Annotated in this window: 26 protein-coding genes and 2 tRNA genes; 6 read left to right on the forward strand and 22 right to left on the reverse strand. The window is 55.0% G+C overall.

The features are described from left to right. Positions 1 to 345: a helix-turn-helix domain-containing protein gene (locus tag O5O48_RS15395; protein ID WP_269687524.1), complete on the reverse strand. Its 345-nt coding sequence runs from the start codon at positions 343 to 345 to the stop codon at positions 1 to 3. Positions 346 to 485: 140 nt separating this feature from the next. Between O5O48_RS15395 and O5O48_RS15400 the strand changes: the two genes are divergently transcribed. The 3 genes from O5O48_RS15400 to O5O48_RS15410 are packed head-to-tail and all read left to right on the forward strand — an operon-like array spanning position 486 to position 1641. Continuing rightward, complete coding sequence (locus O5O48_RS15400; RefSeq protein WP_269687525.1) at positions 486 to 932, forward strand: hypothetical protein; 447 nt, start codon at positions 486 to 488, stop codon at positions 930 to 932. Between the two features lie 41 nt (positions 933 to 973). Beyond that, positions 974 to 1366: a hypothetical protein gene (locus O5O48_RS15405; protein WP_269687526.1), complete on the forward strand. Its 393-nt coding sequence runs from the start codon at positions 974 to 976 to the stop codon at positions 1364 to 1366. Positions 1367 to 1377: 11 nt separating this feature from the next. Next, entirely contained in the window at positions 1378 to 1641 is a 264-nt protein-coding gene (locus O5O48_RS15410) for a hypothetical protein (RefSeq protein ID WP_269687527.1), read from the forward strand. 126 nt (positions 1642 to 1767) lie between these two features. On the opposite strand, the gene O5O48_RS15415 is transcribed toward O5O48_RS15410, so the two are convergent. Both O5O48_RS15415 and dcm read right to left on the reverse strand, forming a co-directional pair. Then, the gene (locus tag O5O48_RS15415) at positions 1768 to 2202 is read right to left on the reverse strand and encodes a very short patch repair endonuclease (protein ID WP_332367345.1); all 435 of its coding nucleotides are present in this window, start codon (positions 2200 to 2202) and stop codon (positions 1768 to 1770) included. After that, positions 2199 to 3494, reverse strand: coding sequence for a DNA (cytosine-5-)-methyltransferase (gene dcm, locus O5O48_RS15420; RefSeq protein ID WP_269687528.1), 1296 nt, complete (start codon positions 3492 to 3494; stop codon positions 2199 to 2201). Before dcm ends, O5O48_RS15415 begins: the two co-directional genes overlap by 4 nt. Before the next feature lie 111 nt (positions 3495 to 3605). On the opposite strand from dcm, the gene O5O48_RS15425 reads away from it, so the two are divergent. Further along, positions 3606 to 3902: a hypothetical protein gene (locus tag O5O48_RS15425; RefSeq protein ID WP_269687529.1), complete on the forward strand. Its 297-nt coding sequence runs from the start codon at positions 3606 to 3608 to the stop codon at positions 3900 to 3902. A 3-nt stretch (positions 3903 to 3905) separates the two neighbouring features. Here O5O48_RS15425 and O5O48_RS15430 read toward each other — a convergent pair. The 5 genes from O5O48_RS15430 to O5O48_RS15450 form a co-directional block, all read right to left on the reverse strand. After that, positions 3906 to 5074, reverse strand: a protein-coding gene (locus tag O5O48_RS15430; protein WP_228247539.1) for an IS3 family transposase whose coding sequence is annotated in 2 segments (ribosomal slippage) — positions 3906 to 4813 and positions 4813 to 5074 — 1170 coding nt in all. Because the reading frame shifts where the segments join, the coding sequence is not laid out codon by codon here. Positions 5075 to 5201: 127 nt separating this feature from the next. Continuing rightward, positions 5202 to 5642: an EcoRII N-terminal effector-binding domain-containing protein gene (locus O5O48_RS15435; RefSeq protein WP_269687530.1), complete on the reverse strand. Its 441-nt coding sequence runs from the start codon at positions 5640 to 5642 to the stop codon at positions 5202 to 5204. Then, complete coding sequence (locus tag O5O48_RS15440) at positions 5639 to 7459, reverse strand: DEAD/DEAH box helicase (protein ID WP_269687531.1); 1821 nt, start codon at positions 7457 to 7459, stop codon at positions 5639 to 5641. Before O5O48_RS15440 ends, O5O48_RS15435 begins: the two co-directional genes overlap by 4 nt. After that, the gene (locus O5O48_RS15445) at positions 7452 to 8276 is read right to left on the reverse strand and encodes an HNH endonuclease (protein ID WP_269687532.1); all 825 of its coding nucleotides are present in this window, start codon (positions 8274 to 8276) and stop codon (positions 7452 to 7454) included. The genes O5O48_RS15440 and O5O48_RS15445 overlap by 8 nt, the downstream gene beginning before the upstream one ends. Positions 8277 to 8282: 6 nt before the next feature. Next, complete coding sequence (locus tag O5O48_RS15450) at positions 8283 to 9905, reverse strand: ATP-binding protein (protein WP_269687533.1); 1623 nt, start codon at positions 9903 to 9905, stop codon at positions 8283 to 8285. Between the two features lie 401 nt (positions 9906 to 10306). Here O5O48_RS15450 and O5O48_RS17765 point away from each other — a divergent pair, with 401 nt between their 5' ends. Then, complete coding sequence (locus O5O48_RS17765) at positions 10307 to 10381, forward strand: hypothetical protein (RefSeq protein ID WP_350227377.1); 75 nt, start codon at positions 10307 to 10309, stop codon at positions 10379 to 10381. Here the strand turns inward: O5O48_RS17765 and O5O48_RS15455 are convergent. The 3 genes from O5O48_RS15455 to O5O48_RS15465 form a co-directional block, all read right to left on the reverse strand. Then, entirely contained in the window at positions 10378 to 11331 is a 954-nt protein-coding gene (locus O5O48_RS15455) for a YagK/YfjJ domain-containing protein (RefSeq protein WP_269687534.1), read from the reverse strand. The two genes, O5O48_RS17765 and O5O48_RS15455, sit on opposite strands and share 4 nt — an antisense overlap. Before the next feature lie 423 nt (positions 11332 to 11754). After that, on the reverse strand, positions 11755 to 12006 hold the full coding sequence (locus O5O48_RS15460; protein ID WP_269687535.1) for an AlpA family phage regulatory protein: 252 nt from the start codon (positions 12004 to 12006) through the stop codon (positions 11755 to 11757). A gap of 86 nt (positions 12007 to 12092) precedes the next feature. After that, entirely contained in the window at positions 12093 to 13289 is a 1197-nt protein-coding gene (locus O5O48_RS15465) for a hypothetical protein (RefSeq protein ID WP_269687536.1), read from the reverse strand. 1091 nt (positions 13290 to 14380) lie between these two features. Here O5O48_RS15465 and O5O48_RS15470 point away from each other — a divergent pair. Then, positions 14381 to 14545: a hypothetical protein gene (locus O5O48_RS15470; protein ID WP_269687537.1), complete on the forward strand. Its 165-nt coding sequence runs from the start codon at positions 14381 to 14383 to the stop codon at positions 14543 to 14545. Between the two features lie 6 nt (positions 14546 to 14551). Here O5O48_RS15470 and O5O48_RS15475 read toward each other — a convergent pair. The 11 genes from O5O48_RS15475 to uvrB all read right to left on the reverse strand — a co-directional run bounded on the left by O5O48_RS15475 (position 14552) and on the right by uvrB (position 24469). Next, a tRNA-Pro gene (locus O5O48_RS15475) sits at positions 14552 to 14628 on the reverse strand. A gap of 77 nt (positions 14629 to 14705) precedes the next feature. Next, positions 14706 to 15065, reverse strand: coding sequence for a MerR family transcriptional regulator (locus tag O5O48_RS15480; RefSeq protein ID WP_083727851.1), 360 nt, complete (start codon positions 15063 to 15065; stop codon positions 14706 to 14708). Then, positions 15046 to 15348, reverse strand: a complete 303-nt coding sequence (gene ihfA / locus O5O48_RS15485; protein ID WP_088275071.1) for an integration host factor subunit alpha — start codon at positions 15346 to 15348, stop codon at positions 15046 to 15048. The genes O5O48_RS15480 and ihfA overlap by 20 nt, the downstream gene beginning before the upstream one ends. 5 nt (positions 15349 to 15353) lie before the next feature. After that, a complete protein-coding gene (pheT, locus tag O5O48_RS15490; protein WP_269687538.1) occupies positions 15354 to 17732 on the reverse strand; it encodes a phenylalanine--tRNA ligase subunit beta in 2379 nt (792 codons plus the stop codon). 39 nt (positions 17733 to 17771) lie between these two features. Next, positions 17772 to 18776, reverse strand: coding sequence for a phenylalanine--tRNA ligase subunit alpha (gene pheS, locus O5O48_RS15495; protein ID WP_228246485.1), 1005 nt, complete (start codon positions 18774 to 18776; stop codon positions 17772 to 17774). A gap of 107 nt (positions 18777 to 18883) precedes the next feature. Next, positions 18884 to 19240: a 50S ribosomal protein L20 gene (gene rplT / locus O5O48_RS15500; protein WP_083727855.1), complete on the reverse strand. Its 357-nt coding sequence runs from the start codon at positions 19238 to 19240 to the stop codon at positions 18884 to 18886. 32 nt (positions 19241 to 19272) lie between these two features. Then, positions 19273 to 19467, reverse strand: a complete 195-nt coding sequence (gene rpmI / locus O5O48_RS15505) for a 50S ribosomal protein L35 (RefSeq protein ID WP_083727856.1) — start codon at positions 19465 to 19467, stop codon at positions 19273 to 19275. A gap of 61 nt (positions 19468 to 19528) precedes the next feature. Beyond that, the gene (infC, locus tag O5O48_RS15510) at positions 19529 to 20080 is read right to left on the reverse strand and encodes a translation initiation factor IF-3 (RefSeq protein ID WP_233049867.1); all 552 of its coding nucleotides are present in this window, start codon (positions 20078 to 20080) and stop codon (positions 19529 to 19531) included. Next, positions 20077 to 22002, reverse strand: a complete 1926-nt coding sequence (gene thrS / locus O5O48_RS15515; protein ID WP_269687539.1) for a threonine--tRNA ligase — start codon at positions 22000 to 22002, stop codon at positions 20077 to 20079. Before thrS ends, infC begins: the two co-directional genes overlap by 4 nt. 179 nt (positions 22003 to 22181) lie before the next feature. Further along, positions 22182 to 22258 (reverse strand) — tRNA-Val (locus O5O48_RS15520). A 165-nt stretch (positions 22259 to 22423) separates the two neighbouring features. Beyond that, the gene (gene uvrB / locus O5O48_RS15525) at positions 22424 to 24469 is read right to left on the reverse strand and encodes an excinuclease ABC subunit UvrB (protein WP_269688718.1); all 2046 of its coding nucleotides are present in this window, start codon (positions 24467 to 24469) and stop codon (positions 22424 to 22426) included. Between the last annotated feature and the right edge of the window lie 16 nt (positions 24470 to 24485).

A 24485-nucleotide genomic window follows, 5' to 3' on the forward strand; every position in this document is an offset into this window, starting at 1 on the left:
TTATTTGGTTTTCAGGCGCTCTGTCAGTTGCGCCACCAGACGCAAGACCAGTTCCCGGTCAGCGGTGTCCAGCGGCTCCAGCATGCTGCGAAGGTTACGCACCTGATCGTCGACATGCGGGCTCCCCTCCGTCAGCAGATCCACCGCTTCACAACCAAATAGCGCAGCCAACTCATAAAGGCGGGCAACCGATGGCATGGCAATGCCCCGCTCCATCCGCGAGACCGCCTCAATGCCGATACCCAGCTTGCCGGCAACACCGTCCTGCGTCATCCCCGCATCACTGCGCTTTTGCGCAATCGCCCGACCGATGCTCGCGGTCAGGGCGTTTTTTGGTTTGGCCATACCCCCTCCTATCCGACCTGAATGGTTGGGCATCGACCGATTGACATAAAGGACTTGAAACGATGAGAATCAACTCTACAGGTAGATTTGACGCCAATTTCTACGCTTTGACTCCACTAATTAGAAAAGGAAAGGACGCCATGAAGCACTCTCTCCGCGCCAGCGCTCTGCTCAGCGTACTGGCTCTCACCAGTATTCCCGCCACAGCAGCCGAGTGGACCCGCGGCTACGGCATGGGCACGACTGAGTACACGGTCACCGATGAGTCCGGTAACGAGCTGTACATCGCCTGCCCTGACAGCGACGGTGAATATGTCCATGCCTACGCCAAGATCCAGGGGCAGTCCTACAGCTCGAAGAAGGATCCCGGTTTCAACGTCATCCTCGATGGCATCGAGTACGGCAACCCGTTCGACACCATGTGCCGCATCTGCGGTCAGGCTTTCCCGAGCTTCTGGGAGCACCTGCGAACAGCCCAAACCCTGCAGATCAGCCAGAACGGGCAAACCGTCACGCTGCCCACGACCGGCATAGACGTACTTAAGCCGCTCAACCACCCGGGAAACACCTGCCAGTCCGCCTGGTGATCAGGCGCCTATTCCAATAACGCTCATAAGGAGCCCGCTGTATGGAACAGAACAATCTCGAGCGACGAGATCCCCAGAACGACGAGGACGATTACATCGACGACACCTTGCCGGTCCCCGTAAAAGTGCTCGGCTGGGCGCTGGCAGCCTTTGCCTTCGCCATCTTCGCTGTAACGTTCAACAACTCCGGCATGGTGCTGCGTGCTGGCTTTTTCGCAAAAGCCTTCGCGGTATTGGTGGGTACCTTGCTCGGCTGGGGCGGTGCCCTGCTGGGTGATGCCATCTGCCGCTTTGCGCGCCCGTCTGCCGTGTTCACTACCGGCGGATTCTTCAGCCTGGTATTCACCAAGCTGTTCTGGATCGCGGGTCCTCAGCTGATCGGCATGGTTATTGGCGTGATGCTGGGCATGTCCCAGGTCCTGTCCCGCATATAAGGAGCAAGGATGTGAAAAATAAACTATTGGCGGTATTGGCGCTGAGCGTACTGGCAGCGGGCTGTTCTAGCCCTGAAGACAAACTGCGCGGACAGTTCTTGTCAGGCTGCGCGCAAAGCGGCGCGGATCGCGAGTTCTGCAACTGCGTTTTCGAACAGGTCCTGCTGAAATTCGACGTTCCTTACCTGGAACGCATGAACCGTACCGGCGTTGTAAGCGATGAGTTCGTTCAAGCCAACGTGGAAGCGGGTCTGTGGTGTAACCGGATCTACTAAGCAATAACACCCCAGCGGCCTGCGGGCCTGGCTGGGGTGTTATTTCTTTTTTGCGCTCAATCGGGAGGTCAGAAAGCCGAGAAATAGACCTACCGAACAAGGCAACAGATTGGCGAAATCCAGTAATCAGATACACGGAGCAGCGATAGCCTTGCGGCGAAGCTCCTGTACGAGATTATCAAGAGTATCCTTGGGCGAGTCCCTCAGAGCGCACTCATATACGACAATCACTCGCCAACCCATCTCCTCAAGCCTAATGCGATTTTGGCTATCGCGCTGCTTGTTCCCCGCCAGTTTCTCCTCCCAAAACGGTGTACGGCTCTTGGGAAGCCTGAAATAACGACAACCATGCCAATGCCAAAAGCAACCATGAACAAAGATAACGGTGCGCCATCTAGGCATAACGATGTCGGGTTTTCCCGGCAGCTTTGGATCGTGCAATCGAAACCTAATCCCCTTGGAATGCAGATATCGTCGCACCTGCAACTCAGGCCGAGTATTTTTCGAGCGAACCTTGGACATCATCTCGCTCCGCTTCTCAGCGCTGACGCTATCCGTCATGCGATCGCCTGCTCTACCTCAAACAAGTCGGCGATAGCGAAATTCGGATCATGCTGCTTGGCACACTCAACAATGTCCAACACGTGAGGACGCATTAACTGCGCAATAGCTTTCACCTTGGGCACCACCACTGCATTACCAAACTGCTTGTATGCCTGAGTATCCGAAACTGGTATCTCAAAAAGGGGCTCGCCCGGCATATCAAAACCCATCAGCCTCGCACACTCTCGAGGAGTCAAACGACGCGGCCTGTTGCCATGTTGGTATACCAAAACCTCGGAGCCGTCCTTGTAGTAACGAGCCGAAAGCGTTCTAGTTACGTCGTCTTTGCCATTCAGACCAAATCCGAAGCCGTTCCCTGCTGCGCGATGCTTGTCAGCATAGGCTTGAAGGTACTCCCAAAGCCTCTCGGTCAACGTGTACTTGTCAGCGACGAGAGCTTGTTCGCCCTCGGTAAAAGGAGGCTCTGGCTCTTCGTCACCATTTTGCGGATGAAGGATATCTCCAAGGACAGGAGCCTTCTCCGGAAAGACCAGCTCACCAAAATTGAACGGCACATCGTCGCGAAACCCAACGATAAAAATCCGCTCTCGGTGCTGAGGGACCCAATGCCGGGCATCAACAATTCGATAGTGAACGTTGTACCCCAGCTCATCCTGAAGTGTCTCCATTATGGTCTGGAACGTTCTACCCTTGTCATGCCCCCTCAGGTTTTTGACGTTTTCCAAGAGAAATGCAGCAGGACGGTGATGCGCGATGATTCGCGCGACATCAAAGAACAGGGTGCCCTGAGTTTTGTCTTCAAAGCCATGCGCGCGTCCAAGGGAATTCTTTTTGGAAACGCCTGCAATTGAGAATGGCTGGCAGGGGAAGCCAGCAACCAATACATCATGCTCAGGGATGTCCTCGGCCGCAATTTTCGTGATATCACCAGCAACGTCATGATCGCAGTCGAAGTTCGCCTGGTAGGTCATGCGGGCGTATTTATTCCACTCGCTAGTAAACACACACCGTCCACCAACGCCCTCAAAAGCCTTACGCATGCCCCCGATACCAGCGAACAAATCTATAAATCGGAATGCCCCGGGCACCCTGTCCGACTGCGCGCGACTCGCTCTAGCGATACGCTCGTTGATCACTTTGAGGGCAAGCTTTTCGGCTGGAATCTGCCCCTTCTCCCAACGATAGACAGTGCTTTTCGACTTTCCAGTCAGCTCCATCACGTCCTCGATGCTCATACCAGCCTTTTCGCGCAAAACCGTAAAGCTCGAGAGAGTTTCGTTGATTGCCATACTTCAGCCTTCCCCTGGGAACGTTTTTCGCATTTTGCATATTTTGGCCAATGGGAAGAGACTTGGCAACCTGGTATCATGTTGATCAGATCCCAAATAAGAGGAAAAAAAGTGCCAAAGTCACGTATTCCGGAGCTCAAAGGAACAACAGAGCAAGATGCTCAAGAATGGTTTCTGGCGATGCGAGATGCAGAGCTACTCTTCGACCCAAATGACGACGCCACTGAAATCGTGCATCGTGAGTCGAACGAACCGCTGTTCACACACCTAGAAGCCACAGAAGCAAATGCAATAGTTGACCGCCTGTCTCACTCCTTGGGCGACAAGCTAGACGCCGTCGTCTACCCGATCTATATGGAAGCGTTGGGACAACCCCCATATCCAGAAGACGATGACGACTCAGTGTAGTGGTCAACAATTCCCGGACAGTGATTTAAGTTTTTCTTCTACAACAGCCGGCGGCACGAGGCCGTTGTGCTGATGTGGTCTTGTCCAGTTGTAGCATTGCATTAGGTAGCGACCTATATCCTGCTCAGCCAGTGCAGCGGTCATGTAGCCTACCGTCGGAACCCACTCCGTTTTCAGGCTACGGAACAGGCGCTCCATCGGTGCATTATCCCAACAGTTTCCTCGCCGACTCATGCTCTGGGTCATCCGGTATCGCCATAGCCTCTGGCGGAAATGGCGACTGCTGTATTGGCTACCTTGATCGCTGTGGAACAAGACACCACTTGGGCGCCCACGCATCTCGTAGGCTCTGTCGAGCGCCTTTACGACCAGATCAGCATCCGGCTTGGCAGACATCGCCCAGCCCACCACTCTGCGACTGAACAAGTCCAATACTGCGGCGAGGTAATGCCATTTGCCCTGCGCCCAGATATAGGTAATGTCGCCACACCAAACCGTATTGGGGGCCTCGACAGTGAACTGCCGATCCAAAATGTTCGGTATGTCAGGCCGTTCCACTGTCGACTTCTTGTAGGCGTGTGTCCCCGGTTGCTTACTAATCAGGCCCTGCTCTTTCATCAGCGCTCTTACCTTAAAGCGACCGATCACTGTACCTTCTGCTTGGAGCATGGCGGCTATGCTGCGACTACCCGCGGCACTGCGGCTTTGAGTAAACAGCTCGTTCACTCGACGACGCAGCAGTAGCCGCTGAACATTAACGCGCCTGCATCTGGCCAGGTAGGCGTAATAGCTAGAGCGCGACACGTCGAAAACAGCACACAACAGTTGGACGGGATAGCGCTTGGCCAGTTGCCGAATCGACCTCAACGTCTGCGCCCGTGCTCCTCGGCCATCAAGAGCGCAGTGGCCTCCTTTAAGATTTTCTTCTCCAGCTCAAGGCGATTGATACGCGCCTTCAGGGCTTGAATTTCCTGCTGTTCAGCCGTGAGCGCCTTGCTGTTTGGCGTCACTCCACCACGCTCCTCGCGCAGTTGATCGACCCAACGCCGGAGAGCGGTTTCTCCGACACCCATCGACTTGCAGGCTTCTGCCACGCTATAGCCTTGGTCGACGACCAAGGCCGCTGCATCATGTTTGAACTCGACCGAAAAGGATCGACGTTGTTTGCTCATTGAACACCTCGCTGATGGCGATTCTACCGCCTAACTTGGTGTCCGGGATTAGTAGACCACTACACAGGGACCTATTGATATCGGCTCAAATCATTTTCGACACATGCTTGGGGAGCATGAAAGGAGATCAGTGGATTCGCCTCCACGCTGACTTGATCTTGATTCGAACCTGTTGATTGCATTCTGGCTCCGCATGAGAGCCCTGAGATGGCACCACCTTGATTGAGTAAGGCGCGTCAGGCGACGCTCTGGAAATTTCAAACACATCCCCTTCACCCGCACCTGCATCTCGAAAATACGCAGTCATGTATGTAATGCGGTACTCATTCCTTGTGCCGCTGGGGTCGTGCAGCTTGTTGTTGTAGTAGACGAATCTGAATTTCCGCAGCACCCCATCCTCGTCAATACATTCAATCCATGCATCTGGATTTTTAACCGAGGGGTCCAAGCTGGGTAAAAAAGACAGAAGCTCCCCCTCCGACTTGGGAATAAGGATCCCTCCCTGATGCCCTCCAGTCGCCCCTACGTCATTTGCACTCAATATCTTGCTGAACGCCTGCTTTATCATTTCTTCTCCGGTGCGATTTCCAGAGCTCGCTTAATATCGTCTGCATCCCTGGATGAAACCGGAATGCTTTCGCTGGCTAGCTCACTCTTCCATGTGGAACGGTCAATCATCACTTCTTCGACAGTGTCCTTGTAATAAAGACGATACACCGTAACGGGCTGAGTCTGTCCCCGGCGATGCGCTCTTGCGCTGGCTTGGGCCTCCAGTGCAGGATTCCATAGGGGCGTGAAATGTATGACCACCGTAGCAGCGGTAATATTCAAACCCGCCCCAGCTGCTTTGGGATTCAGAACCAAGCACCCTGGGCCAGTGTGCGCGGAGAACTCGTCAATGATCGGCTGTCGTGCCTCTTGGGGAGTCGCTCCGTTGATAGCGCCCCAATAGACATTCCCCCCGCCCGAAAACGCCTCTTTTATCAAATCGCCAACTTTGTTGAAAAGCGCAAAAACAATTACCTTCCTGCCGTTCAAAAAAGCCTCTTTCAAGAGCTCAACGACCCTCTCCATTTTGGGCGTAACTAGAGGAAAAGCTGCAGTACGCTCAACAGTGACATCAGAAACGTCCTGGTCGTCTTCATGCAGGCATCTTAGCCACGGATGAGCGCAGACCAACTGCAGCTGCAACGTAGCAACAAGCGCTCCAGCAACGGGGTACTTTTCAAACGTCTCTTGTCTAACCTGCAGATAATGCTCCACCAGCAACCCATCAAGCTCAAGCGGCAAGTCAATATCTATCCGTTCAGGAAGGTCCCCAGCCACATCCACCACACGGCGCTTGAGAATCACTGGGTCAGTGATAGCCCCTACGGCTTGGGCAGAGTCAACCGAATCGGGGTAGGCTTGCTCAAACTCACTTCGGGAACCAAGCAAACCCGGAATTGCAAAATCCATCAGCGACCAAAGATCCAGAAGACTGTTCTCAACGGGAGTGCCAGTCATCGGGATAGAGCGTCGACGAGGAATCGTTTCAATAGCTTTGCGGCGGTTGGAATCAGGGTTCTTGATTGCCTGAGCCTCATCACAAATCACCCATGACCATTCAAGGCAGGAGAAGATTGCGATGTCATTCACCATCGTGTCATAGGTGGCGATAACAACATGGGTTTTCTGAAGCTCTCGATAAATGCCGGCCCGCTCGGAACCACGATGAACTAGAACAGTTAAGCTCGGAGCAAATCGAGTAAATTCTCTCACCCAGTTTGCAATCAAACTCGTCGGACAGATGATCAGAGCTGGCGCCGACTCCTGCGGGGGTTCCAAAAGTAAAAGAGCGATAATCTGCAGGGTTTTACCCAAGCCCATTTCATCCGCCAGAATCAAACCACCTGTATGGGCAATCGTTTCCCTCATCCAATGCACACCACGCGCTTGATAGGGATAAAGGGTTGCCGTCAAACCGGGAACATCAAGCTCTCCCTCCAACTTTTCCGACAACGCGCGGCCCGCCTGCAAAAAGCTCGCGCTGGGTTCGACAGTCAAATCCAAACCCTTTGCTCTAATAAGCCGAACAGCCTCACTAAAAGACAGACTATCTGGGTCAGATCCGTTCAACGCTGCCTCAAAGACGGACAGAGAGTCTCTGGGCAATGGCCTGATTGTATTTGAATCAAGTACCCAAGCGTGCCGGTTGCTTGGTGCAGCATAAATCTGCTTCACACCCCGAACCAAGCGACACCCTGACAATCGCGCGACGATCTCCCGGCCGACCTTATCAATCACTACGACAGGATCGACAACGCGCTCTGAAAGGAGCAGACCATCGGGCAAGCTCTTGCGCAAATCATCGAAGGCTTCGGGAAGAGCAGAAAGGTCAATCACTTTGCTTACCCATCAAGCTCTGAATTTCATGGATACTGAACGGCAAAGGACGCCTCGTATGAACAGCACGGTGACAATTAGGACAAAGGGGAACCAAGTCAGTCCGCGGGTCATATGGTCGCGGCTCGGTGAGCACTGAGACTGGCTCTAAGTGGTGCACCTCAATGATCGAGCCAGCCTCACCATATAGCTTTAACGGCTCAAGACCGCAGGCTAAACACTTTTCTCCGTGGATGCGTATTGCAAGCAGCCTGTTGCGGGGATTTCGCTCTCGCTTAAGAACCACAGATTGCAGTATTGCCCCCTCGAAAGCGGGCTCTTCATGCTCCGGGGCTTCATCAACAAGATCGTAACCAATTAGCTCAGCCATGGCGGCCATCATAGGGACGATCACCTCATGGCAAGTTGCAACGACAGCCGCATCCTCCAGTGAAAGCTCAATATCTCTCACTTTCGCTGTCATCTGAAACGCACCATTAGTCACAGACCAGGAAGCAAGCGACTGCCCACTCACGTCAACCTCTATATCCGGCCGGATAGAGGCTACCAAGGCCCTAGCAAGCTGAATATCTTCGGATGAAGCATTACGTATTTGCTCGATCACCTGCCCCGAAAAACTCCCAAACGAGAGTGTGACGACATGACCTCTCAAACCGTAGGGCCGCAACTCGGCAACCGGCCCATGCTTTTCATCAAGATCTCCGAACCATATCCTTAGACCGGACCGAAGACCGCTATGATCGACTGAAGCACCAATCGCAGCACCGGTACCCAGCTCAAGCTCTCTCAGGATAAGATCCTTCTTACCTGCAATCATGTCAGCTTATTCGTCTCCCGCCATCTCTTCCGGGTCAGGATCCGGAACATTCCGAAGGAGCTTATGAAGATTTCTGGAAATTTCACTCCGGATATCCTCGAAAATAGGCTCCATTTCCTCGTTGGTGTTGTTCTGCTCCGCAACAGCGAATGCCCACAACAACAAATCCATCCCCTCGACCGCGAACCCATTGGCCGCAGCTCGCTTGTAGATTTTCTGGTAGAAATCGTGATGCTTGTTCAACAGCACTGCCGGTACATGCCCGCTATCACCCGAGCTCCTGAACGCAGGCTGCCAGAGCTCACCAGAAGTGATGTCATCTACAGCCTCGACGTACACCGTGTCTGGGCTAACGTTGCTTTGAACTGCAAGCTTCAGCGTGATTTTTGGCCCCAAGTTGTTCGATACAACAACTGACTGCTTGGTTGGGTCAACAGAATCCACCTGAGGCTTACTAGCGTTGCCAGTCTCCGCAATGTTTTTGTTGGCGCTGGTATGGTCGATTTTGTGGGAGTTCGCTGCTTCTCGGTTCTGCCGGCGGTATCTGTTACCGGCCTCGCGATACACAGGCTGAAGGAGCTCACGCAAACCGTCTTCCAAATCTGGATGGAAAAGAATCCGCGACTTCTTTACGTCTATCCGGAAAGCGTCATCAAGCTCATGACCGAAATCAAATTCGATCCTTAACAATGACGTGTGAGGCTCAGGAGCACCAAACACCTCCATCCACGTACCGTCCTGAATCAGGCGCCCCTCACGATAGACATAGAAACCCTGCGCCCGGTTTGAGATACGAGCATATGTACGCTCCTCATCTTTGGACATGTCGTTACGATGGGGCAAGATCCAAGCCTTGATGCTGGCCGTTTGTTCTGTACCATCGGGCAGCTCAACGACTAGAGTTTGCTTACTGGGGTGAAGTACTTGTTCAGATCGTTGGGGGTAGAAAGGATTCCACGGTTCAACGAGCATCTGGTTGATATAGATTTCGATATCACGTTCGCGGTCATCGTTCTTATCGAGAAAACGGTGATAAACGAGAGAGATATGTTTACTCAAGGCATCCGCCAGCCTGTTGATCGCGGCCTTCTCTTTCGCGCCACCCGGCTCGTAATCCTTGGTTAGGATCCTGTCACACTTTTCCCAGATCACGAGAGTCCCGCGGTCGCCACAAAGCTCTTCAAATGCCTCTTGCTCGTCCAGCGTAACTGGCTCTCTGAGCATCTCCCACTGCTTTTTGTCAGCTACATGCTCCAAGTCCCAAGTCAGTTTTGCCAATTCCTCATCAGGACTCTTTCTTGAAATCACGGTGTACTTCAGGCACACCGAGCTGGAGGCCGTCTTGAGCCCCAGCCCAAACTTGCCAAGACTTTCAGGGTTATCGCGCTCTGGTGCACCATACCTCATGGCACGATGAACGCCGCCCGCGTCCATCCCTTCACCATTGTCGCCGAAGTAAACGAGCTTTCGGCCATCTTCACGCAAAACGATCTCAACATTGATCTGATCTGCCTGAGCCGCGATTGAGTTGTCGATAATGTCAGCGGCTGCTGTTTTAACGTTGTAGCCAGTGTCGCGAAGACCAAAAATGAGTCGTGGCGCATCTGGCTCATTAATCAAGTCATGCATTCAGCAATCCTTATCTATCAGGGGTCTGGCGAGACCGACCCGTTCCATCGGTAATGGCCCCACTGGCGCAGAGCACTGAGTATTAGCGGCCGAAAGCCCCTCCTGCAGTCTTAGCGCAGGCAATAAACCGATCATATTCTAGACTGCCGCAGTGAACCAACCCTTGATGTGGCACCATAGGAGACTGCCATCAGGCCCAAGAGGGGGTAGCCAGCTTACTCCAGATCTATCATTCAGCATTGCAAATCCGGCAGGAGATGCATCGTCGGCTGCCTATAAGCGGTAGTCACAAGTGACGAAAATGGTTGACACTCGACTTGGTCGTCAGCCGCGGCGCAGTCCGATTCAGGTCGCCCACACCGACGAAGAAAACATTACGTCCTACCAAGTCAGAATGGCAAATGCAACGCCAGCTCCTGAGCCCTGCATTCACCACCAGGTTTGATCAACTATGGACGGTACGGGCTGGCAACTAGCGGATACACCCCGTCCTGTAGGCCCTGACACCTGCAGGCCTGATCCGCAGGTGCTGCCCCTTGTCCTTGACCAAGTAGGCCATCAGACTGGCTACCGCATAGCGTCCCTTCTCATCACGACGCAGAAACATGCCAGTACCTCTGTCGTCCTCTTCACCATCCCATTCGCGACTGCTGTCATGCCAATGTCCGCCACCCTGAGTAATCTCTGCCCACAGCTCACCGATACGCTCAGCAATACGAAAATGACGCCAGACCTGAGACCCATTGAAGAAGAACGCGACATGTAGATGAAAGCCCTGATCCTCGCCCTGCTCTACCCGGATGATGGAAGCCACCAAATGCTCAAAGATAGGATTGGTCCTGCGAGCTCTGGCCAGCTTGTTCATGTCATCAAACACCTGTTCGATGGTGAGCCGTTGCTTGGCCGTCTCCCGGTAGTAGAGGTTCAGCCTCAGCACGAGCGTCTTGGAATACCGGTCCATCACTCTCTGCACGAACTCACTGATGTCTTCAGCCTGGCGTTTGGCTTGATACCGACGGTCTCTGGCTCTGCGCTGATACCACTCTTGCTTGCTCAGCTCACGAATGCGCTCGATGAGCAGGTTCATGACCTCCGGTTCTGACAGAAAGCCACCGTTAGACTCAGGATCAGGACAGATATAGGAACGATCGATACACTCCAGCCTAATGTCATGGCAAGCATCGTAGAACAGTTCCAGGTTCTCACTGTAGTCGTAATCCATACGACCATCGAACAAGGCAAGCATCTGACTGAGGTAATCCAGCTTATCCCCTAGTTTCGTCTTGTGGTATGGCATGTCTGGGTGTGACTGAAGACTATAGGCCTGACCACCTCTGCGTAGAGCATCGTCTACGAGCTGATCGATCTTGACGCTGGCTTCTGCTTGGGAGATTGCAGGTGTGTAGTCGTTGAATGGGTGATGCATGGTATGTCTCCTCGGTTAGGTACATACCACTGGTCACTTGTGTATTTTTTAACCTGATCTCTCTGTCGTACTGGGTTGATCTCTTAGCTGTCTCTGTCCTGTATAGGGTGCTGTATTGGTGTTGCGTTGATTAGGATTGATGATTAGATAATCAGAGTCTATAGAGTATATAAATAGATCCCGATTCAAGCTGCCGGCTGATGCCCTGCGTGACAAGGACTTCCGGGAGAAACATCACGGCTGGGCTTGGCGAAAGACGCTGGACGAGTACAGGCAGGTTAGCTGATGCGGGAACGGAATCATCCCTCGCAGAACTCCAACTAAAACACGAAGAAAGGACTACGCGCACACGAATCGCTGAGTTACTCCTCAGCGACATAGAAGCCACGACCGGCAACGGCCAGCCGTGGTTTCTATGTCGCACTAACTGGCCACGCTCAACCGCTGGGGCTTCACACCATCTGCCAGGCTAACGTCCCGCTCCTCAATCCTGGCCAAAACCCAATCAAAGATCTCGGCATCAACCCAGCCTACCCCCCTGGTGTTGACTCCATCATGCCCGGCGGGTGCGAGATTAACAGGCTTAGGGAAAATCCCCTCTGCGATGTACTTGTAGATGGTGGAGCGTGCAAGCCCTGTCGTGTCAATTACGTCTTTCAGTCGCATGATCCTCATGAGCAGTCTCCTCTGTTAGCTCAGAGGATGTGGCGAAGAAATATAAAATTACTGCTTGCGCATCTGCCCTAACTCAAAACCCCGCATCAAGAAGGCGCTGTGAGAAGAAGCGGTGAAGCCACCCCGTGACTTGGCGCCAATGCGCGGATACAAGCCCTATACGTTCCCTGCTCAAACACGAATGGAGTTATCTGCAAGCGCTTAAGCTTCAGTTCGTCCAAACCAAGCACGCTCAGCCAGCGCTTTGCCATGCGCGCGACCTCAAGAGCGAAACGCGCTAGCTCATCATGAAGCGCCTCCAACATCGCAGGAGTCCAGCCCGCTATGTCGTCAGCACACTCAGAGGACACCAAAAACGTGCTTACCATATCAGCAACCCCATAATCGTGAGCAAAACTGGCATAGAACGCCTCTGGGGAGTCAAGCGCGTTCCAGCTTGAACAAATCAATGCAGACGCACTATCTAGCAAGCTACGCATCAAAACAGGAACTTCAGCGACTCGCAGTTCCGAGATGAACCGGTATGCCAGCAAAAGCTCTTTCTCGCTCAAGATCGCGCGGAACCTGTCGCGGTCTGCCTCAAAATACAGGCTCAACCTGCTGGGGTGGCTCGGTGCCCCCAGAGCGTCCAAATCAAGAAAAAAAATAGAATGCCGTTTTGCTGGCCTAAACCACCGACTGCTCACCCCTGGTACGACACTCAACACTCCCACATCCGACGCATCCCGAATATGACCCCGAAGCCGAGATACAGAAAGAGCGCAAAGTCTTCGCAATGAACGGAACTTGTCGCCGGGCACCCTCCCAAGCGAATCGCTGAAGGCGACGAGGATCACTAATATCAAGCGCATTGAGGGAAGCATGTTTTCAGACTTCGTCCGTGTCGGCGGACACTTATAAGCCCCAGTCCGGATAACCGATGAATCTCGGCGAGCAGCCCCACCTAGGATTAACCCACCCAACAATAACAGCTTGATCAGCTCGCCCTGCCCATCCCAAAACTCCCCTCCAATTGAGTCACAGACCTCTGGCTCAACCCGATACAGGTTAAAAGGCCTGGCACCGTCTGGATGCGTTGTAACTAGAGCAGAGACAAGCCCCGCACGCACCAGACTACCAAGACCAGAGGTAACTAGGTAAGGCGAGACAGAGAACCTTTCGGATAACTGTTCTACGGTAAAGCCGGCATCATGCGCATGGCACATCGATGCAGCGAGTAACAAGAAACGCTCGTTGCACTTTAAGCCGAATTTATCTATGAGAGAAAAGAAGTCTTCAAGCATGGCACACATTACCTTAAAAAATAGCCTAAATAACACCTATTTATTTTTATATCATAATTATCGTGACCGTAGCGGAATGATATCGGTATGATTTCGCAATAGTTTGCATTGTGACCGATAGCAACTCAGCGGAATCATCAAACGTAACGAGGAGGCATACATGGCGAGGAAGCGGGCCCCAGGGTTCTCCTGGCTAGATCTCGAAGATATGGATCAATTCACCTGGGCAATTCAGTACGTCAAAGAGCGGAGAAGAAGCCTCCAGCGGTACTCACGCCACCTCGAATACAGCAAACACGGATACCGTGACTTGGAGATCATTGGAGAGGACTTTGAGCGAGTAATAGACAGGCGCGGACCGCACGCGGCTGTGCTTGAGAAGTTTTTTCAAGACATGAAGGCAGCTGCTCGAGCCGCCAAGACACGCAAAAAACAAAGAGAGCAAGGAGCCAGAAAAGTCACAATCAGCAAAGAGGCCGGCGACCAACTAGCAGGCTTAGCTAGCGTCGCAGGGGCAAGCGAGAGCGCCATACTCGAAAAGCTGATCCAGCAAGCTTTTGCGCGCAAGGCACGAACCGAGCCACGCCTACAGGAAGCCCCGCCAACGCAGGAAATCGAAGCCGCCCTTGAAGCAACGCATCCTGCCCAGCCTCAACAGCAGACACCACTACAGACAAACCGACAGCGTCCACCGCGTGCGAGTAGCTACGTACACCCAACTCATCCAGAGAATGCAAGAGGTGTGGATGGCGATAACGCTGCCTGGATCACGAACGATAATACTCCCGTACTCTCCAGACTCATCGCACGGGTGACACAAGACCCCCACAGCGACGACGCATACGAAATAAGGCCAGAAGACACCCCACTTGAGCTAAACGGCTCACACTGGGCCGTAGAGGGAGACAAAGCCACTTTGAACCCAACAGGAGCCCCAACACCACCGCCAGCCACTGGAAGCAACCTTGAGGCCAACACCACATGCGAACAGGACCGATCGCCCAGGCAAACAATCAAAGCAAAGACGAAAGACCATCGAACTACCCCACACAGGCAAGGAGCCGCCTCCAACCGCAAGCGCGGCCGAAAGCGTGGCCGAAAGCGAAAGTAAGTCAGGAATCAAAGCCAAGAAAACACAGGCAAAAGGACAGCAGAAAAGACAAGGAAAAATAATACAAAATTCGGTGGGGCAAAAAGTGGGGCAAAAATTCCAGACAAATAAAAAGGGGCTAGACCATATCGATCTAACCCCTTGATTTTATTGGTCGGGACGGAGTGATTCGAACACTCGACCCCTTGCACCCCATGCAAGTGCGCTACCAGGCTGCGCTACGCCCCGACGATGCTTCGGTTTGTCTGCCGAAGCGGGTCGCATAATACATTAACTCCCTGAAATGAGAAAGTTTTTTTTCAGTATCAGCGAACCCGAAGAACGTTGAGCACTTCCTCCAGCTCGGCAATGGTCTGACGGATCAGTTGCTTGTACTGGGTGAGATCTTCGCGGGCTTCTTCACCGGACAGGCGCTGGCGTGCGCCGCCGATGGTGAATCCCTGATCGTACAGCAGAGCACGAATCTGACGGATCATGAGCACATCCTGACGCTGATAGTAGCGACGGTTACCCCGACGCTTGACCGGCGACAACTGGGGAAACTCCTGTTCCCAGTAGCGCAGAACATGGGGCTTTACTGCACACAACTCGCTCACCTCACCAATGGTGAAGTAGCGTTTACCGGGGATCGCCGGCAGCTCGTCGTTATGGCTGGGTTCCAGCATACGCTTCTACTCGTGCCTTGAGTTTTTGTCCCGGGCGAAAGGTCACCACCCGCCTGGCGGTAATGGGGATCTCTTCGCCTGTTTTCGGATTTCGGCCGGGGCGCTGACGTTTATCGCGCAAATCGAAGTTGCCGAATCCGGACAACTTGACCTGTTCATTGGCTTCCAGTGCGTTACGAATTTCTTCGAAAAACAACTCGACCAACTCTTTGGCTTCGCGCTTGTTGAACCCTAACTCTTCGTACAGCCGCTCAGCCATTTCCGCTTTTGTCAGAGCCCCCATTTCACCTATTTCCTTAGCGTGGCGTTAAACCCTTGCTCCAAGGACTGCAGCACTCTGTCCATGACAGCATTCACCTCATCATCGGTAAGAGTGCGTGACGAATCCTGTAACGTCAAGCCGATTGCCATGCTTTTTCTATGAGGATCAATACCTTTGCCCTCATACACGTCAAACAACCTGAGGTTTTTGAGATGTTCGCCGGCCGCTTGGCGAATGGCGCCGAGCAGATCCTGGGCCAATACCTCGCGGTCCACAACCAGTGCGACATCCCGTCTGACCTCAGGGAAGCGGGACAATTCGCTAAAGCGCGGCAGCTCGCCCTGACAGATCTTCGCCAATGCCAACTCGAACACAAATACCGGCCCATTGAGGTCAAGATCCTCAACCAGTTGCGGGTGCAGCGCTCCGATCAGGCCTACCTGCTCTTCACCATTGAGGATGCCGGCAGACTGGCCAGGATGCAGCGCAGGGTGGGCCACCGGTGCGAAGCGGAAGCTAACGCCGGCGGCACTCTGCGCCAGGATGGCTTCAACATCAGCCTTGACGTCGAAGAAGTCGACCTTCTCTGCCCCGTTCGCCCAGCCCTCAGGTTGACGGCTGCCAGTAACAATACCGGAAAGCATGACTTCCTGACGCAGACCATCTGCGCACGGAATGAAGCGCTGGCCGCTCTCGAACAGCCGCACCCGGCCTTGCTGCCGATTCTGGTTGTACTGCACCGCCTTGCACAGGCCCGGCCACAAGGAGGGACGCATGACTGCCATGTCACTGGAAATCGGGTTGGCCAGCGCCAGGGGTTCGATCTCCGGCTCGAACTGCTTGCTCAGGCCCGGCTCGATGAAGCTGTAAGTAATGGCTTCATGGTAGCCACGGGCGACCAGCAGGCGACGCAGCACGGTCAGCTCGCCGCGGGCCTCCGGCTTGCCAGCCAGACTGAGGGCTGCGGTCGGTGCGCTGACCGGCAGGCGGTTGTAACCATACAGGCGAGCCAGCTCTTCGATCAGATCCACTTCGATACTGATATCGAAGCGGTGACTGGGTACATCGATCTGCCACTGGCCATTACCAATCGAGGTAACGCCCAGCCCAAGACCGGAGAGATAACCGACCACGTCGGCCTCACCCATCTGCATGCCGAGCATCTGGGTGATGCGGTCATTGCGCAAGGTGATCTGCTTGAGTGAGGGCAATGCGCCCTGCTCGACCGCCTCGATGACCGGACCTGGCTCACCACCGACGATCTCCAGGATCAGTGCAGTCGCACGCTCGATGGCCTCACGCTGCAGTTGCCAGTCAACGCCTCGCTCAAAGCGATGCGAAGAGTCGGTGTGCAGGCTGTAGCCACGCGCCTTGCCGGCGATTGCGATGGTGTCGAAGAAGGCGCTCTCCAGGAACAGGTCCCGGGTGTTTTCGCTGACGCCACTGTGCTCACCACCCATGATGCCGGCCATAGCCAGCGGGCGTTCGTGGTCTGCAATCACCAGGGTATCTGCACGCAGGCTGATTTCCTGGCCGTCCAGCAGTACCAGCTTCTCACCCTCTTCCGCCATGCGCACGCGAATGCCGCCCTTGATCTCGGCCAGATCGAAGGCATGCATCGGCTGTCCCAGCTCAAGCATCACGTAGTTGGTGATGTCGACCACTGCATCAATACTGCGAATATCGCTGCGACGCAGACGCTCAACCATCCACAGCGGCGTTGGGCGTGACAGATCAACGTTGCGGATAACCCGCCCCACATAACGCGGGCAGGCTTGAGCAGCGACCAGCTCAACCGGGCGCACCTCGTCATGGACGGCTGCGATCGACTCAACCTTGACACGGCAAACCTCGGCGCCATAGTTGGCGCCTACTTCACGGGCCAGACCGGCGATAGACAAGCAATCGCCACGGTTCGGCGTCAGGTCGACTTCGATGATAGCGTCGTCGAGGCCAAGGTACTCGCGTACGCTCTGACCGACAGGGGCATCAAGCGGCAGCTCATAGAGGCCGTCGTGGTCTTCTGAAATCTGCAGCTCGGCAGCCGAGCACAGCATGCCGAAGGATTCGACACCGCGCAGTTTGGCCTTCTTGATCTTGAAGTCTTCGCCCAGTACCGCGCCCACCATGGCAAACGGGATCTTGATGCCGGCGCGCGCGTTGGGTGCGCCGCACACCACCTGGAACTCCTCGCTGCCATTGCTGACACGGCATACGCGCAGCTTGTCGGCATCGGGATGCTGCTCGGCACTGAGAATCTCGCCCACCACAACGCCGGAGAACTCACCGGCTGCCGGGGTAACGCTGTCTACTTCGAGTCCGGTCATGGACAGGCGCGCTACCAGTTCGTCACGGGAAACGTCAGGGTTTACCCAGGTGCGCAGCCACTGTTCACTGAATTTCATTATCGATTCCTGCTGTCAAAAGGGTTGCGGATGCGGCGCTCAACGGAACTGCTCAAGGAAACGCAGATCGTTGTCGAAGAAAATGCGCAGATCGCCCACGCCATAACGCAGCATGGTCAGGCGCTCGACGCCCATCCCGAAAGCAAACCCCTGGTATTTCTCCGGGTCGATACCGGACATGCGCAGCACCTCCGGGTGCACCATGCCGCAACCCAGGACTTCCAGCCAGTCGGCCTTTTCTTCACCGTTCTTGACTACGCGGCGGCGAATATCCACCTCGGCGGAAGGTTCGGTGAAGGGGAAGAACGACGGGCGGAAACGGACTTCGAGATCAGCCTCGAAGAACTCGCGCAGGAACTGCTCAATGGTGCCCTTCAGATCGGCAAAGCTCACACCCTCGTCAATCAGCAGACCTTCAACCTGATGGAACATCGGCGAGTGGGTCTGGTCGGAGTCGCAGCGGTACACGCGACCCGGACAGATGATGCGAATCGGCGGCTGCTGGCTCTCCATGGTACGTACCTGAACCGGCGAGGTGTGAGTACGCAGCAGGGTGTTGGCATTGAAGTAGAAGGTATCGTGCATGGCACGCGCCGGGTGGTGACCCGGAATATTCAGCGCCTCGAAGTTGTGGTAGTCGTCTTCCACTTCCGGGCCTTCCGCGACGGTATAACCGACGTGGGCAAAAATCTGTTCAATCCGCTCCATGGTGCGGGTAACCGGGTGCAAACCACCGGTAGTCTGACCACGGCCAGGCAACGTTACATCCACACGCTCGGCAGCCAGACGGGCATTCATCGCAGCGCTTTCCATCTCGGACTTGCGTCCATTGAGCACGCTCTGAACCTGCTCTTTGGCCTGGTTGACCAGCGCGCCAACCTTGGGACGCTCCTCGGCCGGAATGTTGCCCAGGGTCTTCATCACCTGGGTCAGCTCGCCCTTCTTGCCAAGATACTGAACGCGGATATTCTCCAGCGCAGCCACATCAGCTGCCTGTTTGATTGCCTCAAGTGCTTGTGCGACCAGGGCGTCGAGGTTTTCCATCAACACGTACTCCAGAAACAAAAATAGGGGAAGAGCTTTGAGGCTCTTCCCCTATCATTGACGTTGCCAGCCGCGCCCGAAGGCGCGGTGATTGTCGTAACGAGGGCTTAAGCCAGGCTAGCCTTTGCTTTTTCGACAATCGCGGTAAACGCCGCTTTTTCGTTCACGGCCAGATCGGCCAGAACCTTACGATCGATCTCGACGGACGCCTTTTTCAGGCCAGCGATCAGGCGGCTGTAGGACAGACCGTTCTGACGAGCACCAGCGTTGATACGGGCAATCCACAGCGCGCGGAACTGACGCTTGCGCTGCTTGCGGTCACGATATGCGTACTGACCAGCTTTGATAACCGCTTGCTTGGCAACGCGGAACACGCGTGAACGCGCGCCGTAGTAACCTTTAGCCAGCTTGAGAACTTTCTTGTGACGCTTGCGCGCCATGACACCACGTTTTACACGAGCCATTGCTTTCTTCCTCTAACCTGTAACCTTGATGATTAACGCAGACGCAGCATGCGCTCGACTTTTTGGACGTCAGCAGCGTTCAGCTGCGAAGTGCCGCGAAGTTGACGCTTACGCTTGGTGCTCATCTTGGTCAGGATGTGGCTCTTGAAAGCATGCTTGTGCTTGATGCCGTTCCCGGTTTTCTTGAAGCGCTTGGCAGCGCCACTTTTGGTCTTCATCTTTGCCATGTTCAGTTACTCCAAATTGAAGTGCATCAAATAATCGCAAGGCCTGGCGTTGCCCTGGAGATTACTTTTTCTTTTTGGGGGCGATGACCATCATCAGCTGACGACCTTCCATCTTCGGGTGCTGTTCCACGGTGCCGTATTCAGCAAGGTCGGTTTCGACCCGCTTCAACAACTCCATGCCCAGCTCCTGATGGGCCATTTCGCGACCACGGAATCGCAGGGATACCTTGGCCTTGTCCCCGTCAGAGAGGAAACGAATCAGGTTGCGAAGCTTGACCTGATAGTCACCCTCTTCCGTCCCTGGACGAAACTTGATTTCCTTGATCTGAATCTGCTTCTGATTCTTGCGCGCTGCGGCTTGCTGCTTCTTCTTTTCGAAGATGTGCTTGCCGTAGTCCATGATGCGGCACACGGGCGGTGCCGCATCGGGAGAGATTTCAACCAGGTCCAGCTTGACTTCTTCAGCTGCGGCCAGCGCTTCCTGAATGGATACGATGCCGATCTGCTCGCCATCTGCTCCAATCAGGCGCACTTCGCGCGCCGTGATGTTTTCGTTAATCGGCGGGCGTTGTGCGGCTCTTTTGTCTTGTCTCATCTCGCGTTTAATCTTTATTGCTCCGAATTCGGGCGGCCTCGTTGTGCCACAGCGCGAGATAGGAAATCAGCGAACTCGGTTACAGTCATTGAACCCAGATCTTTACCCTCTCGCGTGCGCACGGCCACGGTGTGCGACTCGACTTCCCGATCACCTACAACCAGCAGGTAGGGAGTCTTGTGCAAAGTATGCTCGCGGATTTTAAAGCCGATCTTCTCGTTTCTCAAGTCCGCAACCACTCTATACCCCATATCCTTAAGGGATTTCTCGACTTCACTGCAGAATTCGGCCTGATTATCGGTGATATTCAGTACCGCCGCCTGCGTCGGCGCGAGCCATGCCGGGAAGTCACCGGCGTAATGTTCGATCAGAATACCGATAAAGCGCTCGAACGAACCGAGTATCGCACGGTGCAGCATGACCGGGGTCTTGCGCACGCCATCTTCAGCAACGTACTGAGCGCCCAGGCGACCTGGCAACATGAAGTCCAGCTGCAGGGTACCGCACTGCCAGACCCGTCCGATACAGTCACGCAGGGAGAATTCGATCTTCGGACCGTAGAAAGCGCCCTCACCCGGCTGCAAATCCCACTTCAGGCCCGCTTCATTAAGTGCATCCTCTAGACCTTTTTCGGCGCGATCCCACAATGCGTCATCACCAACCCGGCTTTCCGGACGAGTGGACAGCTTCAGCTCAACGTCGTCAAAGCCGAAATCCCGGTAGACCTGCAGCGTCAGCGCGATAAAGTCGCTGGCTTCCTTCTTGACCTGCTCATCGGTACAGAAGATATGCGCATCGTCCTGGGTAAAGCCACGCACGCGCATCAGACCGTGCAGCGAACCGGAGGGCTCATTGCGATGACAGGAGCCGAACTCGGCCAGACGCAGCGGCAGCTCGCGGTAGCTCTTCAACCCCTGGTTAAAGACCTGAATGTGACACGGGCAGTTCATCGGCTTGACCGCGTAGTCACGGCTTTCCGACTCGGTGGTAAACATGTTCGCCGCGTAGTGCTCCCAGTGACCGGAACGCTCCCACAGCACGCGATCAACCACCTGAGGCGTCTTGATCTCTTTATAACCGGCGTCCAGCTGGACCTTGCGCATGTACTGTTCAAGCACCTGGTAGATAGACCAGCCATTGGGGTGCCAGAACACCATGCCCGGCGCTTCTTCCTGGGTGTGGAACAGGTCCAGACGCTTGCCGATCTTGCGGTGATCGCGCTTCTCGGCCTCTTCCATACGCTGGATGTAGGCTGCCAGCTGCTTCTTGTCCGCCCAGGCAGTGCCATAGATACGCTGCAGCTGCTCATTCTTGGCATCGCCGCGCCAGTAGGCACCGGAGATACGGGTCAGCTTGAACGCTTTCAGAAAGCGCGTGTTCGGCACGTGCGGGCCGCGGCACATGTCGACATATTCTTCGTGGTAGTAGAGGCCCATGGCCTTTTCGTCCGGCATATCCTCAACCAGACGCAGCTTGTACTCCTCACCACGGGACTCGAACACCTTGATGACCTCATCACGCGGGGTCACCTTTTTAATCACGTCGTAATTGGTGTCGATCAGCTCGGCCATACGCTTTTCGATGGCGGCCATGTCTTCCGGCGTAAAGGGGCGCTCAAAGGAGATGTCGTAATAGAAGCCGTCATCGATAACCGGACCAATAACCATCTTGGCGCTCGGATACAGCTGCTTGACCGCATGACCCACCAGGTGAGCACAGGAGTGACGAATGATTTCGACCCCTTCCTCGTCCTTGGCTGTAATGATCTGCAGGGTCGCGTCCCGCTCGATCAGATCACAGGCGTCGACCAGACGCCCATCGACTTTGCCGGCAATGGTTGCCTTGGCAAGGCCGGCACCAATGGACTGCGCAACGTCTGCAACGGAAACGGGATTTTCAAAAACGCGCTGACTGCCGTCAGGAAGAGTAATTACGGGCATGTGCCTCTCCTTCTCAGTGGTGACCCCTACGCAAGGCCACGTGATGGATGAACCGCCCCAGCGACTCGCCGCAGTCAGACCGGCATCACGATTGCCGGCAGCCCTTGCGGGCTACTGCAGAAGCACCTGAAGCGGTGCAGAAAGAAAAAAACCCGGCCACAGGGACCGGGTTTCTAATTTGGTAGGCACGATTGGATTCGAACCAACGACCCCCACCATGTCAAGGTGGTGCTCTAACCAACTGAGCTACGTGCCTGCGATGGAGGCGAACTTTACGCACCTCCCTTAACCCTGTCAACCACTAAGTTACTGAAAACCTGAAAAAAGCTTGAATCGCCAGCAGGGCGATCAACAAACAACCAGCACCTGATTATTCTTTATCCAAAACGCTCAAATAACGAGCAAAACCCCTGAATCCGATTCAGACCTGCATCAGTTGATCGCGCAATTTCTGGATCTGGTCACGCAACTGGGCAGCCGACTCGAATTCCAGATCACGCGCGTGCTGGAACATTTTTTCTTCCAGCTCGCCGATACGCTTGGTGATTTCGCCCGGTGTGCGCGGCGCAGAATATCCCGCCCCCTCTTCTGCCACCTTCTGCTGACGACGACGGCCACTGCGACTGCCAGGCACCACTGCACCCTCCAGAATATCCGCCACGCTCTTGGTAACGCCCCGCGGGGTGATGCCATGCTCCTTGTTGAAGTTGATCTGCTTCTCGCGGCGGCGTTCAGTTTCACCGATTGCGCGCTCCATCGACCCGGTAATACGGTCGGCGTAGAGTATCGCCTTGCCGTTCAGGTTGCGCGCCGCGCGGCCGATGGTCTGGATCAGCGATCGTTCGGAACGCAGAAAGCCCTCCTTATCTGCATCCAGAATGGCAACCAGCGACACCTCCGGCATGTCCAAACCCTCACGCAGCAGGTTGATGCCCACCAGCACATCGAAGGCCCCGGTACGCAGGTCACGGATAATCTCGACCCGCTCCACCGTATCAATGTCCGAATGCAGATAGCGCACCCGCACACCGTGATCGCCCAGATAGTCCGTCAGATCCTCGGCCATGCGCTTGGTCAGCGTGGTGACCAGCACCCGCTCCTCTTTATCCACCCGCAAGCGTATCTCGGACAATAAATCGTCGACCTGGGTGGTCGCCGGGCGTACTTCAATCAGCGGGTCAACCAGACCGGTTGGCCGCACCACCTGCTCGACCACCCGCCCGGCATGGGCCTCTTCATAGGGGCCGGGTGTAGCCGAAACAAAGATCGTTTGCGGCGATATCGCCTCCCACTCATCAAAGCGCATCGGGCGGTTATCCAATGCCGACGGCAGACGGAAGCCATACTCGACCAGGGTCTCCTTGCGCGAACGGTCCCCCTTGTACATCGCACCGACCTGCGGTACCGACACATGGGATTCGTCGATGATCAGCAGCGCGTTCTGCGGCAGATAATCAAACAGCGTTGGCGGCGGCGCACCCGGCTCGCGACCGGACAGGTAGCGCGAGTAGTTCTCGATGCCATTGCAGTAACCCAGCTCCAGAATCATCTCCAGATCAAAGCGGGTACGCTGCTCCAGCCGCTGCATTTCAACCAGTTTGTTCTGCTCCTTCAGTACCGCGAGACGCGCATCCAGCTCCACCTTGATATGTTCCACAGCCTCAAGCAATGTCTCACGAGGCGTCACATAATGGCTTTTGGGATAAACAGTTACGCGCGGAACCTTACGCAAAACCTCACCTGTTAGCGGGTCGAAGAAACTGATCGTCTCGACCTCATCATCGAACAGTTCGATACGAATGGCCTCGAGGTCAGATTCCGCCGGAAAGATGTCGATCACATCACCGCGCACACGGTAAGTCGCCCGGGCCAGCTCCATGTCGTTGCGGGTGTACTGCAGCTCGGCCAGCCTGCGCAGCAAGGTCCGCTGATCCACCTGATCGCCGCGATCAACATGCAGCACCATCCGCAGGTAGGATTCGGGATCACCCAGGCCGTAAATAGCCGACACCGTCGCCACGATGATGGCATCCGGGCGCTCCATCAGCGCCTTGGTCGCCGACAGCCGCATCTGCTCTATGTGATCATTGATCGAGGCATCCTTCTCGATATAGGTATCGGAGGACGGCACATAGGCTTCAGGCTGGTAGTAATCGTAATAGGAAACGAAGTACTCGACCGCGTTGTGCGGAAAGAACTCCTTGAACTCGCCATACAACTGCGCAGCGAGGGTCTTGTTCGGAGCCATGATGATAGCCGGCCGCTGCATCTGCTGAATGACATTGGCAATGGTAAAGGTCTTGCCGGAGCCGGTCACACCCAACAGGGTCTGGTGCGACAGCCCTGCCTCGAGGCCCTCGACCAGCTGAGCGATCGCTGTCGGCTGATCGCCGGCGGGCTGAAAGCGGGTTTGCAGATTGAACTCAGACACGGTCGACGATCTCCCACTATTACGACAATCGCACATCATACCCGACACAACC

Source organism: Halopseudomonas sp. MFKK-1 (assembly GCF_027474385.1).
GTDB lineage: Bacteria > Pseudomonadota > Gammaproteobacteria > Pseudomonadales > Pseudomonadaceae > Halopseudomonas > Halopseudomonas aestusnigri.